Origin of the sequence: Neisseria sp. HMSC03D10, from assembly GCF_001807625.1 — a bacterium.
In the GTDB taxonomy this organism is placed as follows: Bacteria; Pseudomonadota; Gammaproteobacteria; order Burkholderiales; family Neisseriaceae; genus Neisseria; species Neisseria mucosa.
Window position 1 is genome coordinate 1 of the sequence record NZ_KV789480.1, and the last position, 14,163, is coordinate 14,163.

General features: G+C 52.6%; 9 protein-coding genes and 4 pseudogenes. 6 read left to right on the forward strand and 7 right to left on the reverse strand.

Going from position 1 to position 14,163, the window contains the following annotated elements; genetic code table 11:
* Nucleotides 1–243: 243 nt before the first annotated feature.
* Together HMPREF3066_RS00340 and HMPREF3066_RS00345 are read right to left on the reverse strand one after the other, a co-directional pair.
* Complete coding sequence (locus tag HMPREF3066_RS00340) at nt 244–1,932, reverse strand: cation acetate symporter (RefSeq protein WP_070439776.1); 1,689 nt, start codon at nt 1,930–1,932, stop codon at nt 244–246.
* Between the two features lie 110 nt (nt 1,933–2,042).
* Nucleotides 2,043–2,405 (reverse strand): DUF485 domain-containing protein, encoded by a 363-nt coding sequence (locus HMPREF3066_RS00345; RefSeq protein ID WP_045075228.1) that lies wholly within the window; start codon nt 2,403–2,405, stop codon nt 2,043–2,045.
* Nucleotides 2,406–2,761: 356 nt separating this feature from the next.
* On the opposite strand from HMPREF3066_RS00345, the gene HMPREF3066_RS00350 reads away from it, so the two are divergent.
* Nucleotides 2,762–3,658: a LysR family transcriptional regulator gene (locus tag HMPREF3066_RS00350; protein WP_003755169.1), complete on the forward strand. Its 897-nt coding sequence runs from the start codon at nt 2,762–2,764 to the stop codon at nt 3,656–3,658.
* 39 nt (nt 3,659–3,697) lie between these two features.
* On the opposite strand, the gene HMPREF3066_RS00355 is transcribed toward HMPREF3066_RS00350, so the two are convergent.
* Nucleotides 3,698–4,405, reverse strand: coding sequence for a 7-cyano-7-deazaguanine/7-aminomethyl-7-deazaguanine transporter (locus HMPREF3066_RS00355; protein WP_070439777.1), 708 nt, complete (start codon nt 4,403–4,405; stop codon nt 3,698–3,700).
* A gap of 48 nt (nt 4,406–4,453) precedes the next feature.
* Here HMPREF3066_RS00355 and HMPREF3066_RS00360 point away from each other — a divergent pair.
* Nucleotides 4,454–4,867 (forward strand): annotated as a pseudogene (locus HMPREF3066_RS00360) (EamA family transporter); the annotation flags it as partial.
* Nucleotides 4,868–5,014: 147 nt separating this feature from the next.
* On the opposite strand, the pseudogene HMPREF3066_RS13695 reads toward HMPREF3066_RS00360, so the two are convergent.
* Nucleotides 5,015–5,170: pseudogene (locus tag HMPREF3066_RS13695) on the reverse strand (IS5/IS1182 family transposase); the annotation flags it as partial.
* A 1,577-nt stretch (nt 5,171–6,747) separates the two neighbouring features.
* On the opposite strand from HMPREF3066_RS13695, the gene HMPREF3066_RS00370 reads away from it, so the two are divergent.
* The 4 genes and pseudogenes from HMPREF3066_RS00370 (at nt 6,748) to HMPREF3066_RS00380 (ending at nt 9,733) form a co-directional block, all read left to right on the forward strand.
* Nucleotides 6,748–7,977 carry an ATP-binding protein gene (locus HMPREF3066_RS00370; RefSeq protein WP_003778812.1) on the forward strand — a complete coding sequence of 410 codons (1,230 nt, stop codon included), beginning with the start codon at nt 6,748–6,750 and terminating at the stop codon, nt 7,975–7,977.
* A gap of 33 nt (nt 7,978–8,010) precedes the next feature.
* Nucleotides 8,011–8,859 carry a hypothetical protein gene (locus tag HMPREF3066_RS00375; protein ID WP_210385679.1) on the forward strand — a complete coding sequence of 283 codons (849 nt, stop codon included), beginning with the start codon at nt 8,011–8,013 and terminating at the stop codon, nt 8,857–8,859.
* 27 nt (nt 8,860–8,886) lie between these two features.
* Nucleotides 8,887–8,992 (forward strand): annotated as a pseudogene (locus tag HMPREF3066_RS13235) (IS5/IS1182 family transposase); the annotation flags it as partial.
* Nucleotides 8,993–9,073: 81 nt separating this feature from the next.
* Nucleotides 9,074–9,733: a phosphoesterase gene (locus HMPREF3066_RS00380; RefSeq protein ID WP_070439778.1), complete on the forward strand. Its 660-nt coding sequence runs from the start codon at nt 9,074–9,076 to the stop codon at nt 9,731–9,733.
* A gap of 267 nt (nt 9,734–10,000) precedes the next feature.
* Here the strand turns inward: HMPREF3066_RS00380 and HMPREF3066_RS00385 are convergent, their stop codons facing one another.
* The 3 genes and pseudogenes from HMPREF3066_RS00385 to HMPREF3066_RS00395 all read right to left on the reverse strand — a co-directional run.
* Nucleotides 10,001–12,643 (reverse strand): PAAR-like domain-containing protein, encoded by a 2,643-nt coding sequence (locus HMPREF3066_RS00385; RefSeq protein ID WP_070439779.1) that lies wholly within the window; start codon nt 12,641–12,643, stop codon nt 10,001–10,003.
* A gap of 82 nt (nt 12,644–12,725) precedes the next feature.
* A complete protein-coding gene (locus HMPREF3066_RS00390) occupies nt 12,726–13,862 on the reverse strand; it encodes a DUF2169 family type VI secretion system accessory protein (protein WP_070439780.1) in 1,137 nt (378 codons plus the stop codon).
* Between the two features lie 12 nt (nt 13,863–13,874).
* Nucleotides 13,875–14,163 (reverse strand): annotated as a pseudogene (locus HMPREF3066_RS00395) (hypothetical protein); the annotation flags it as partial.

Here is a 14,163-nt window from a genome sequence, read left to right on the forward strand (position 1 = left end):
AAGGCAGCCCGGATGCCTGATTATCGGGTATCTGGGGAGGATTAAGGGGGTATTGGGGTAGAATTGAGGAGTGATTGGGGATAGAAACAGCCGAAAACCTGTGTTGGGGTTTCGGCTGTTGGGGGAAAAGGAATTTTGCAAAGGTCTCTATATCATTAATACAGCCAAAAACCGACATAGGTCAAACAACAAGATGAAAAACCGATACAGGCCGTCTGAAAAAACAGCCTGCAAAAACGGAAATCAATGATCGCTCGCTTCGGCCGCGCCTACCCCCGTCATCGAACGGACGTACTGCGCGTCAAAACCCGCCTTGTCGCAGCCGGCCTGTTCCGATTTGTCGGCCAGCGACACCAGCCAGGCCACGATAAAGGCCAGCGGGATGGTAAACAGCGCGGGATTACCGTAGGGGAAGACGGGTTTGTCGTGATGCAGCACACTCACCCACACGGTCGGCCCCAGCACAATCAGCACCAGCGCACCGAGCAGCCCCGCAAAACCGCCCGCAATCGCCCCGCGCGTGGTCAGCCCCTTCCAAAACATACTGAGCATCAGCACGGGGAAATTGGCCGATGCCGCCAACGCGAAAGCCAACCCGACCATAAAGGCCACATTCTGATTCTCAAAGGCCATCCCGAACACAATCGCCGCAATGCCCAAAGCCAGCGTGGCCGCCTTGGAAACCCGCATCTCTTCGTGCTGCGTGGCCTTGCCCTTGCGGATGACCGAAGCGTACAAATCATGGCTTACCGCCGATGCGCCCGACAGCGTCAGCCCGGCCACCACCGCCAGAATCGTGGCGAAGGCAACGGCCGAAATAAAGCCCAGCAGCAAATCGCCGCCCGTAGCCCCGGCCAAGTGCACCGCCGCCATATTCGTGCCGCCCACCATTTCATACACGCTTTTGCCTTCTTTGAAAACCTGCGTGAAAAACTGCGGGTTGTCGCGGCTCAGGAAAATAATCGCGCCAAAGCCGATGATGATCGTCAGCAGGTAGAAATAACCGATAAGCCCCGTAGCCACCACCACCGACTTGCGTGCTTCTCGCGCATCAGGCACGGTGAAAAAGCGCATCAGAATGTGCGGCAGCCCGGCCGTGCCGAACATCAGTGCGAAACCGAGCGACAGCGCGTCCACCGGGTTTTTGACCAGCCCGCCGGGCGACATGATTGCCTCGCTCTTTTCATGCGCCGATACGGCCTGGCCGAACATGGTTTCCAGATTGAACCCCGCATGTTGCAACACAAAAAACGCCATCAGCGTCGCCCCGCCCAGCAGCAACACCGCCTTAATCATCTGAACCCATGTCGTTGCCAGCATCCCGCCGAACAGCACATAGGCCACCATCAGCACGCCCACCAGTATCACGGCGGAAAGGTAGCTCATGCCGAACAAAAGCTGAATCAGCTTGCCCGCACCCACCACCTGCGCGATTAAATAAAGAATCACCACCAAAAGCGAACCTGCGGCAGAAAACACCCTCACCGGCGTTTGTTTCAGGCGGTAGGCGGCCACATCCGAAAACGTGTACCGTCCCAGATTACGCAGCCGCTCAGCCACCAAAAACAGCACAACAGGCCAGCCGACCAAAAAGCCCGTGGAATAAATCAGCCCGTCGTAGCCGCTGGTAAACACCATTGCCGAAATGCCGAGAAAAGACGCGGCGGACATATAGTCGCCCGCAATCGCCAGCCCGTTCTGCGTGCCGGAAATCCCGCCGCCGCCCGTATAGAAATCCTTGGCCGAACGGTTTTGCCGTGCCGCCCACTTGGTAATCAGCAGCGTGCTGCCGACAAAGACGAAAAACATCACGATGGCCGTCCAATTGGTCGCCTGCCGCTGCACGTCGCCCGTCAGCGCGTCCGCATACGCCGCATTCGCAAATATCGGCGAAATGAAATATAATATTGTTTTTATGTATATTTTTTTCATCGGAATTTCCTTAATGGTTGAAACTGAGCCCTTTGGGGCAGTAGAATCTGGATTTTTTGTAACAACAGGCGTTATCCCTTTCCAATCGGACAGGTACATGAAGCTGTGCCTTATGCATGTTCCTGTACGTTAGTACAGGATGCATCCCCCTGAACTTCACGTACCACCTCCCGCGTGGTTTTTTCGAAATAGCCGTTGGCCAACCACACATACGCCAGTGTAATAAGGAAGGAAAATACAATAACGGCGATGCCGGCGTAGATGCCCCAAGTGGTAACGCCTCCTTCGGAAACTTTGCGTCCCAAAAGGTCGGGGCGCGTGCCGATGATCCAGATGAAGGCCGTGTAAACGGAAAACATTACTGCCGAAAACGACCAGCCCAGCAACGACTTCTGCCGCGCCATTTTTTGGAATTTCGGATTATTCAGGATTTCAGCCGTTAATCTGGCCTCTTCCGTAGATGATTTGCCCATCGGTTTGCTCCTTATGTAGGGGTTATTTAATTGCGAAGCGGTAGCCCGCCGAGATATTAAATGTCCAAGCCGCACCCGATGCCAATCGCAAATTCTGATTAAGCCTATCCGGACTACCTATGGCTTGATTCAATTTAATGAATATAAAAGAAAAAATTTTAAAAACGATATTTTTGGCGCGGTAATTGCAAATTTGGATAAGGATTATCAAAAAGGTTGATGCCTAATAAGGCCGAAGTAATTCGGTTTCTGAGTAGTTAATTGATTTTAAATAAGAAAATTCAAACAAATGCACAGATAAACATGGGCAAAACAGACAGAACGCTGCCCTCTATCTGTAGAAAAAAGAAGAATATATGGATATCAATCAATTGCGCGCCTTTATCACTGTGGCGCATACGCAAAATTTGACACAGGCCGCCGAAAGGCTGTTTTTGTCGCAACCGGCCGTTTCCGCCCAAATCAAGGCCATAGAAAGCGACGTCGGTACGCCGCTTTTCATCCGCACCAGCAACGGTATGCAGCTTACCCGCGCAGGCGAAGTGCTGCTGCCCGAAGCCGAAGCCCTGATGCAGCACAAGCACCGTTTGGAAAAGTTTGCCGAAACGCTGTCGGAACACTTCGTCTCCCATGCGCAGCTCGGCCTGATCCACCCCATAGCATCACACAAGGTAACCGAACTGACCCGCCTGATCCAACAGCGCAGTCCCGATGTGCAACTTCACATCCAATACGGTATGAGTGGCGAAATTTTGGAACGCCTGACCGCAAAGCGGCTGCACGGCGGTTTTTTCCTCGGCAACATAGAAGGACGCAGCCTGCAATGCCGTTTCCTGCAAAACATCGCCTACGCCTTGATTTGCCCGGATGGGGAAGAAGATAAGTTGCGGCGCGGTTTGCCCAAAAGCCTGAATGACTACACTTGGATAGAGATGTCCGGCATATCTGGCAGCCACAAAAACCTACAGCAGTTCTGGCACCGCCACAAGCTGTCGCCCAAAAAGCAGATCATCTGCGATTATCCTCAAACCATTATCGACTTGGTCGCCGATGGTGCGGGACTGGCCATGGTGCCCAAACATACCGCCAAAGCCGCCCGCACACAAGGCAAACCCGTCGCCCTGATAGACGAATTCGAACAAAGCCTGCCGCTGCATTTCGTTTATCTGGACGAATATGGCACCGACCACGCCCTATTGTTGCTGCTGGATTGTGTGTTGGAAGTTTGGCAGGCCGAAATCGGCAAAGCCTGACCAACCCCTTTATCCATCCCGTCAGAAACACCCGCCCCTTCACAAATGTTCTTCTGCAAGGGCGGCGGTCTGCCTTATGTCTTCCTCCGGCAATGTGGTTAGTCTGCCGGTTAGAATTTTCAACAATACCCCATAGGCGGGCAGGAAAAACAGGGTGCAAACAGCCAGTTTGAACAGATAATCAACAAAGGCGATATGCGGCCAATTGGCAGCCATAAATTTGTCGCCGCTGCCGGCAAAGGCTATGCCGAAAAAAAGTAAAGTGTCGATTGCATTGCCGGCAAACATTGATGAAAAAGGGGCAATCCACCACGATTTCAGGCGGCGCAGCCGGTTGAATACGAAAATATCCAATATCTGTCCGACCGCATAAGCCGAAAAACTGGCGACGGCGATACGGAACACAGACGGTATGAATACGGCCAAAGAGGCAAAACCGACCCATGTGCCGTTTTGGAACAAGACGGATAATACGTAAGACAGCGCCAGAGCGGGAAACATGACGAAAAATACTATCCTCCGCGCCAGCCGCTGCCCGAAAATCCGAACGGTCAAATCGGTAGCCAAAAAGATAAACGGAAAGGTCAGCGCGCCCCAAGTGGAATGTACTTCAAATCCGTTGGGCAGGGTTACGGTGAAGGGGAATTGCACCAAATAATTGCTTGAGGCAATAATGAGCATATGGAACAATACCAGCCAAAACAGCGCATGCCGTTGCTGGGCATAAGAGAAGCCGTTGTCTTGCATAGGAATCCTTGATTTTTGTTTAAATATTTGAAATTAGAAGGCGGTAAAATGGAAAATACTTGGTTTTATTGGGCATTGGCTTCTGCTTTCTTTGCCGCTTTGACGGCTGTTTTTGCCAAAGCCGGCTTGCAGGACATCGATTCGGATTTTGCCACCTTTATCCGCACATTGGTTATTTTGGCTGCCTTGGCGGCATTTTTGAGTTATGCGGGCAAATGGCAGGGCGTGACCGATTTTTCCGCGCGCAATTGGATGTTCCTGATATTGTCGGGTTTGGCCACAGGCGCATCTTGGCTGGCTTATTTTAAGGCCTTGCAGATGGGCGAGGCCTCAAAGGTCGCGCCTGTGGATAAATTCAGTATCGTGCTGGTGGCGTTATTCGCAGTGGTGTTGAAGGAATGGCCGTCTTCCCAGGAATGGCTGGGCATTGGGCTGATTGCCGCCGGCGTGCTGACTTTGGCCGAGACCTTTGCAAAAAAGCACTTCCCCCGACAGCTGAAACCCAAACACAGGTTTTCGGCTGTTTTCGCCCCAAATCACTCCTAATTTTACCCAAATACCCCCTTAATCCTCCCCGGATCCCCGATAATCAGGCATCCGGGCCGCCTTTTAGGCGGCAACAGGCACACTTAGCCTGTTAGCGGCTTTCAACAGGTTCAAACACATCACCTTCAGATGGCTTTGCGCACTCACTTTAATCAAACCAAAATAGGCTGCCCGGGCGTAGCGGAATTTACGGTGCAACGTACCAAAGCTTTGTTCGATTGCTGTCATTTGAAGAGAAAAAGTAGCAAGGTAAACAAAACTTGGTAGCCGGTACAGAAAAATTCCAGCCATGGTTTGCCAGGCCGGTGTACTAGGGTTCGTGTTGGAAAAATTTTTACTCAAGTTTGGGCCACATTTATTTTTTTCACGAAGTGTTCTACTACGGTCTGCATAAAAATAAAAAGATGAAAGACTGGTCTGCAAAGAATTATTTATCATTGGAGGAAGAGACTCTGAAAAATATGAGCGATATATGAAGATTTCGGAAAAATTTTTCTTGGGAGGTAAAACTTTTATTGTTTTGCCTCCCGAATTTTTTGAAATTATAGATTTGGGAAAAGTGGAGCTATGATATGTCCTAGAGATTGCTTTTTTTGTTTAAAGCGCATACTTATATTTATATATACTATATAAGTACCTATTATAAGAATATATATATCATATATAGTACATATACATCGGTGATTTTGGAAATTTTGGCTGACTTTCCCCATAGGGTTTGACACGATGGTCATCGGATTGTCGAGACGGAATTCGGTAAGACGCCCGTCGGCATACTCCGAGTTCGGTCGTCAACCGAACGAGGGCGAAGCTGATTTTATGTTATCAGGTTCGGCTCGACAGCCTTCGGGTTGGTAGGTGGGTTGATGACAAAAAGGGAAATAGTCGAGTATGCCAATATGGAGATGTATGCAAACTGGCGGATGGAGCGTTAGTTATGTCTGCCGAAGCAATAAATTCATCCTACGCTGTACCAATGACCAATGGGGTTAACCAAACCAACCCAAGAGCAGATTCGCGAGATGTATCTGTCCACCCAATAATAAAAAGGCCACCCAATCAGGGTGGCTTGTTTATTGGCTGGCGATTTGGTTAATATTGGTTCCACCAATAATTATCAGGATTGTAGTTGGGATTCTAGGATACCGATGATGTTTTAGAAGGGCGGGGCTGAATATCTCTGGTTGAATGTAGATAGGTTATGGAAAGGATGTTTGATGCCTTGCACCTCCTTCATGAGCGCATTGATATCACTACGGGTAGAACACAGTATCCGTTGCTGTTCTGTTGAGCGTACTTGAAGTAGGGAGGCCTGCGTACTGTGCTCCATGAGCTCACCCCCCTTAGTGCCATCTGAACCCCGTCAAAAACCCTCTGCAGCTGCGAAAGAGCATGTTCTGGTTTCAGCAGTGGTTCGGATGTGCCTTTGTCGGTCAGCTTGCCTAACTGGAAAGAGCGGTTCTTTTTTTAGTCGGGTTAGCGTATCTGTAAGCATCATCAGCTACTTCCTGTTATGCTCGCTGATCGCTTAATGCTGTTAACTCTTCACGCACCTTTTGTACCGCCGGAGAATCTACCGTGTTATCTAGCTCGGTCTCTATTGTTGATTACCTGCCTAACAGCCAGAATGAGCGGCGCATCACGCCCGAGGACTATGTACGCCAGTATAACAAGGAGTGTATATAGCGGCTGTTTCGCGGTGTGGCCTACGGCATCATTACCATACAAAATAAGATGTATTGCGCAAAAATACAGTTTAAATTAAGATTCTGTCTTAAGTTAAACTGGATTTTGTTATGTATTACCCACGTCACCTGCAATCCGTCCTGCAAAAGCTGTCCGCCCAATTTCCCGCCGTATTGCTGACCGGTGCGCGGCAGGTCGGTAAATCTACGCTGCTTCAGCACATTGCGCCCGAATACGGATACCTTACCTTAGACGATCCCTTGCTGCTCGACCAAGCCAAAAACGAGCCGCAACTGTTTTTATTGAACCACACGCCGCCGCTGATTGTGGACGAAGTCCAATATGCCCCCGAGCTGTTCCCCCTGCTGAAAATGGATATAGACCGGCGCAAGCAGAACGGCCTGTACCTGCTGTCCGGTTCTCAGGCTTTTGAGTTGATGCAAAATGTCAGCGAAAGCCTGGCCGGGCGCATTGCGGTATTGAAATTAAACGGATTGTCGTGGCGCGAAATGCGCGGCGATGATTTTCAGACGGCCTTTGTGCCGGACGAAGGCTATTTGGCTGACCGGAAACCGGTATTCAGTTTGCCCGAACACGAAAATATCTGGCAGATTATCCACCGCGGCGATATGCCGCGCTTATACGAGCAACCCGCAACCGACTGGCAGGTTTACTATGCCTCGTATGTCGCCACCTATATCGAACGCGACGTGCGCCAATTGGTCAATGTAGGCAGCAGCGGCGATTTCACTCGGTTCATGATTGCTATTGCCGCCCGCAGCGGGGAATTATTGAATTACAGCAGCGTGGCCCAGGAAATCGGTGTATCGGTGGATACCGTCAAGCGTTGGCTCACCGTGCTGCAAACATCGGGCATCGTCTATCTGCTGCAACCCTATGGCAACAACCACCTTAAACGCGCCATCAAAACCCCGAAAGTCTATATGCTGAACACCGGCCTGATGGCCTACCTGACCAAATGGCTGACGCCGGAAACCATTCAAAACGGAGCCAAGAGCGGGCAGTTTTTTGAAACTTTTGTCGTGGGCGAAATCATCAAATCCTTCCACAACCAAGGCCAAGAACCGCCGATTTATTTTTACCGCGACACCAATCAAAAAGAAATCGACCTACTGATCGAACACCAGCAGATGCTGTACCCCGTTGAAATCAAAGCCACCGCCAATCCTAATAAAAAAATGGCCGCCGCTTTCAACCTGCTGCGCAACACGCTGCCGGCAAACGAATTGGGCATCGCCCACGGCACGATCATCAACCAGTACCCGCAAAAAATCTGGTTGGCGGAGAATTTGGTTGCCGTGCCTGCGGCCTATGTTTGAGGCTACCTGAAACCGCCCTTCAAGGAATGAACCATGCCCAACACTCCCGCCAACCCCATCCCATCCGAACATTTCCACGACGGCGCCCTTATCTCCTGCAAGCTCACCGACTGGACCTTCACGCGCTACCACACGCCCGGCAAATCCGAGTATGCCGTGGTGTACGGCACAGTCGCCCAAGATGGTTCGGGACGCTTTGCCGCGGGCAGCCGAATCCGCACTTCGCCCGTTACTCAATGGGCGGCACCGCTGGCCCATACACACAACTCGGTGTATTGCCTGCCTGAAGGTGCAGGCTGCTTTTGCGACCTGCCCGCAACTATGCAACCTGCCATAGACATTTTGGGTATTGACCCTGCCGAAGCGGCCGTTATGCTGCGAAACGCCTTCATGCAGCCTGCACATGCTTTGCCTGAAACCGCCTGTTTCGGTGTTCCGGTGATGCGGACGGCAGGACAGGGCAACAGTCCAGTCGTCATGGAACGCCACATCGCCGAATTGCCGTTCTATTCATTTTGGCAGGACAGCAGCATCGGTTCCGCCCAAAGCCTGATAGACGGACAAGCCGCCGTATTTCTGCACGATTGGAACGCATTCTGCCGCCGGTTTGTCCGTACCGGCAGACACCGCGGCCAAACCGGCCTCATAGGTGACAAAGTCGCAGACGGTCAATACAGCTATTTCGGCTTGCCGATTGTGCATACGCCAGAACAGGATAATGCCCCTGCCGTATCGGAAGCCGACATCGCCAAACTTCCGTTTTACACCTATTGGCGCACCACTTGCGCTTCCGATGTATACCCGTTGGCAGACGGCACGCATGTTGTGCACCTTACCGACTGGGAAGCCTTCTGCCGACGGTTGGTATTGACCGGCAGATAGGTAGGCAAAAAAGTGCAGGCTGCTTTTTATAGTGGATTAAATTTAAATCAGGACAAGGCGCGAGCCGCAGACAGTACACATAGTACGGCAAGGCGAGCCAACGCTGTACTGGTTTAAATTTAATTCACTATATCACCCCAACCCCTTTCAGACAGCCTAAAAAGCAGCCTGCACCTTATTTTTCATTGTCAGATCACCCGAAACCGAGTATCCCATGTCCCAAACCTATTTCACCGCCGACTGGCACTTCTCCCATCCCAACATCGCCCGATACTGCCCGCAATTCCGCCTACAAAGCGATAACACCAACGAGCTGAACGAATACCTGATCGACTGCTGGAACCGCGTCGTTACCCCGCAAGACACTGTGTACAACCTCGGCGATGTCTGCTTTGCCAAAAATCCCGCACACATCGAAGCCGTGCTGCAACGGCTTAACGGGCAACACCATTTGATCTACGGTAATCACGACTACCTAATTCAGCAAAACGAAGCACATTTCCTCAACACGCGCAAAGCCGACGGTCATCCGTTGCTCTCGTCCGCCAGCCATTACCTGCGGCTCAAACTGCCCGAAATCGGCAATACCGCGATTTTGTGCCACTATCCCTTATACGAATGGGACGGCATCCACCACGGCCTATACCACCTCTACGGCCATCTGCACGACCGCATGGCTGCCGTCAAAGGACGCGCCCTCAATGTCGGCTGGGATATGCACGGCCGTTTCCTGACCGCACAGGATATTGACAGCTTCCTGCGCGACCTCCCTGCCGTGCAGTATTTCGACGACAAGCAAAACGTTATCGTTGGTAACAGTACGGAAGATGCAGCTGCAAAAATTCGGGCGAGATTGGCGGCATTGAATGAATGAGCTTTTATTTTTAGAAATGAATTTTCAGGTAGCCTTGAATGGTGTAGGCTACCTGAAAAACAACCGGCAAAACAAAAGGACGGGTTTTCAATCCGTCCTTTCCGCATCAGCAATACCGCCAAGTGTCCTGCATAAAATGAATGATCTCGTTTAACGGTACAGGCGAAAGCGTAAACAGCTTGTCCCCTTTCTTCTGCTCCACTTCCAAAATCAACATACAGCCTTCCGACAATTTTCCCTGTCCGTCAAATTCCAATTTTTTAATTTTTACCGACCGGGTGATGCCGTTATCCGCGAAGTTGTTTTGGTATGCCTCGCCCGTGTGCCCGTAAAAATGGTAGGTAAACGCCAGCTGGTCCAACACATCGGCAATCTCTTCCGCGCCGTAACCTCTTTGGCTGTCGGCAAAACGTTTCGGGCGTTCTCTTCCTTGCTTGGCACCTTCCATTGGTGCTGGGCGATGAGTTGGCCGTTTTCGTTGTAGTCGAAGCAGGTGATGCTGTGGCAGTTGGCGGCGCGGACGAGGTTGCCGTCCGGGTCGTAGCCGTAAACGGTTTCCTGAACCTTGTCGTTGTCGCGGGCGAGGGTGTGGATTAGGCGTCCCAATATATCGCGTTTGAACTCGGTAATCCGCAGCGGGGTTTGGCTGTCGAGGTCGTCTGAAAGCGGGGCGGCGTCTTTTTTGGGGACGGGCTGTCCGCCCAGCTGCGCCATCAGTTTGGCGGCGAGGGAGGCGTCGTCGCCGAATTCGCGCTGCTCGACCAGCTCGTTGCCGGCGTTGTAGCGGTAGCCGGTCAGTTTATGGTCGAAGCCGCTTTCGGCAATCAGGCGGTCGAGGACGTCGTAGGCAAAGCGGTAGCGCGCGCCGTTTTCATTGGTGAGGCCGACTAAGCGGCGGGCTTTGTCGTAGTGGTAGCCGAAGGTATGGCCCAGCGCATTGGTGCGTCGGGTCGGCAGACCGTCCTGGCCGTATTCGTAGGAAGTGGTATGACCTTCGCCGTCGGTATGGGTTTTCAGACGACCTGCGGCATCGTAGCCGAAGGTCTCTTTGCTGCCGTCGGGATAGAGGGCGAGGGTGAGGTTTTGGTCGGCGTCGTAATGGTATTCGGTGTGCTGTCCCAGCGCATCGGTAATGCGCGCCAACTGTCCTTCGGGGGTGTAGGCCAGACGGGTTTCGTAACCGGAGCAGTCGGTAATGAGGTCGGGCTGGCGGTTTTCATTGTAGTGATAGGCGGTGCTGCTGCCGTTCGGATCGGTTACCGACAGCAACAGGCCGTTGTCGGCGTATTCGAAACGGGTGGTATGCTTCAGCGGGTCGGTATGGGTCAGCAGGTTGCCCGCTTCGTCGTAGGTATAGCCGTCATAACGGCCTTCCGCATCGCTTTTACGGATCAGGCGGTAGCAGTCGTCATAGTCGAAATGCAGGATGGCGCCATCGGGGCGGACGATGGTTTCAACCTGCCCTTCGTTGCTGTACTGATAGCGGGTAACGCGCCCCATCGCATCGGTATGGCTGAGCAGACGGCCCAAACCGTCACGTTCCATCAACACGGCGCTGCCGTCGGCAAATACCCGTTTGGTCAGCTCGTTGTTGTAATCGTAATGATATTGCTCGGTACGGCCCAATACGTCAGTTACCTCGGTATAACCGTCGTGATAGGTAAAGCGCCATTCCTCGCCCAAAGAAGTCCAGTTGCGCAACACCTTGCCGGTCGGGGTGTAATGGTCGTATTCGTATTCCGATACCAATCCGGCCGCATCCGTGTGCGACACCATCAGATTGTTTTTATAGCCGAAGCTGCGTTTGACGTTGCCGTCGCGGCCGATGACGCGCAGCAGGTCGCCGCTGCCGTTGTATTCGTAGCGGACCAGCGGACTGCCAACCCGGACCGCCTCTCCGAAGACGGGCAAACCCTCCAACAGCGACACCGACAGCAGCCGCATTTTAGGCGACTGCTTATCCGCCACATTGCCGAAGTTCAGCGAGAACACCCGGCCGTTGCCGTCGATGACGTATTGCGGCAGACCGGTCAGCGGATGATAGACGAAACGCTGATGGTTGCCGTTGGCGTCTTCCACCGCCACCAGCGGGAAGAGGGTGGCATCTTCGTCCGAGCCGTCTTCCGCCACCGCCAAAGGCGCAAAACGCAGCGCCATCGAACCGTCCAGCGAAGCAATGACATAATGCCCGTCCGGATTTTTGCTGAACCAGATCTGTTCGCTCTCGAACAATACCGGCTCTTCGTCGTCTTCATCGACTTCCGGCAGCGGGAACAGACGGCCCTGATCGTCGATATAGGCCAATCCCGCCGCATCGCGGATGATGCGTTGGCAGCCCGGCACGCTCCAGCCCTCGCCGAGCCAGCCGGTACCGTCCTGGTCGGAATAATAGCTTCGGCTCCAAACCAGCGGCAGGATGCCTTCAAAAGCAAAGTCGGTTTCACTCTCCAAAAACTTCAGCCCGTGTATCGGATTGACCGGGCGGCCGGCAGCGGCGGCGGCTTTGCAGGAAATACAGGGTTTGGGCGGCAGTTTCTTTTTGAACTTATTGTTCATGTGGAACATATCGCCGGCGCGTATGATGTGGCGCTTGCGGATTTTAACCGAAGAGGAGTGCATCATCGGCCAGGCAGGTTTGGTGGCGGTACGGGAAAGTATGCCCTTGCGGCCCGGAAGGGCGGGTTCGTCACCGGTGGTGCGGTTGGTTTTACTGGCATTGAAGACGAAGGCGGGCTTGCGGTTGAGGCGGACGTCTTTGGCAACGGTTTTGGCATTGCCCAGGTCGGCGAAGAGCGGGAAGGGGATGGGCGGTGTGACAGGAGGAGCGGGAGGGGGCGCCCAGCAGAAATCGGGGAGGGTACAGATTACATAGAAGTCGCTGTCTTTACGGGCGATTTTATTGAATGCCATGGCGGCTTGCTCCTGTTGGGGATGGGGTCGTCTGAAAGGGGGATGAATGAGGACTTAGGGTTTCAGACGACCTATGTATGGTTTATGCGTGTGCTGCCAAAGATGGCGGGATTGGGATAAATTCATCCTGCGAATCCCGACAGGCTTGAGCGGCTGCGATTTGATCTGCCCGTTCGTGTCGGGCGATGAATCTGAGCTGGCATGCCGCAATTTCCAGTTCCTCCGGAAAAGATGTGCGGTAGCTGCAATCAATGCGGCGTTGTTCTACATCGACGAGGATGGTGTCCAATACCATATCTTTGCACAATGACGAGTTGGTTGCCGTATGGGCGTGGACGAACACGGTTTCTACCGGCAAATCAACGGTAAATCGTTGGTTGGGTGCTTGGAAGGAATGCACCATGCCGGTAAAAGTCAGTTCGTAAATATGGTTGGGTTTCAGATGGGGAAGCTGCAGCGAGGGATGGGCGCCGTTCCAATAAGCCATAGAAAAATCTTCAGGCAGTAGCGGGGCACGGTTGGCTATCCATTGCGCATCGGCAGTGCCGGTATGTTTGGCTCGCAGTGCGAAATAACGGGGCATAAAGCCGAAACCTTCGGGCGCGGCCTTATCGGACGGATCTCGCACGGGGTGTGCGGGGTCGTAGATTTGATGCGCTTTCAGCGTCCGCTTGAACCCGTTTTTTTTGAGTTCGGCCTTTGGATAGTAGCCGATGCCGATGGCGTTCTGCTGATAACCTGTGTGGTCGTCTTCGACTGCGCTGCCGCCAAAGGCAAACTCATAACGGATAGGCAGCGAAAGGATGGGGTCGGGTTCGCTCAAAGACCATCCTGCCGCCTCCCGCACCCAGTAACGTTCCCCGGTAAGCGCCAGGCTTTTTTGGTAATCGCCGATTCTTACGGATACGGTAAATTGCCGAGAGGGAACGTCGTCGGGCGCATAGGCGGTGGCATTGACAACCAAGTCGGTTTTGGGCTTGTAGAGGCTGAAGTCGCTTTCAAACTGAGTTGAGGTTTGCGAAGGATCGCCGTAATAGGTATCGGCAAACGTGAGCGGCGTTTGCTTACGGGCAAACGCAAGCTCCGTTTTTCCTGTTTCCGGGTCAATTTCAAACTCGTAGCTGACTTTGGCGACGACTACATCATAAGCCCGATCTGTTTGGTCGATGTTTTTAAACTGCTGCGTATGAAAGCAGGTAAAGTTCTGCAACTCAAACATGGCGTATCTTCTCTAGTTGATATCGACTTTTTTGCCGTCGATGTCCACTACTTTGGTGCCGACGATCTTGATCGTTTTGCTGACGATGCTGATTTTGTTTTTATCAATCAAAATCATGGAACTACCGACTTGTATGGTAATTTTCTTGCCTGCGGACAGGGTAATGTTTCGACCTGCGTTGAGGCCGATGTTCATACCGGCGTTGAGACCCATCACCAAGCCGACGCTTGTATATCGGAACACCCGTATCATAGCAACAAACTGCCCGCCGCCACCCGCATCCGACCAAGGCAAACAACCG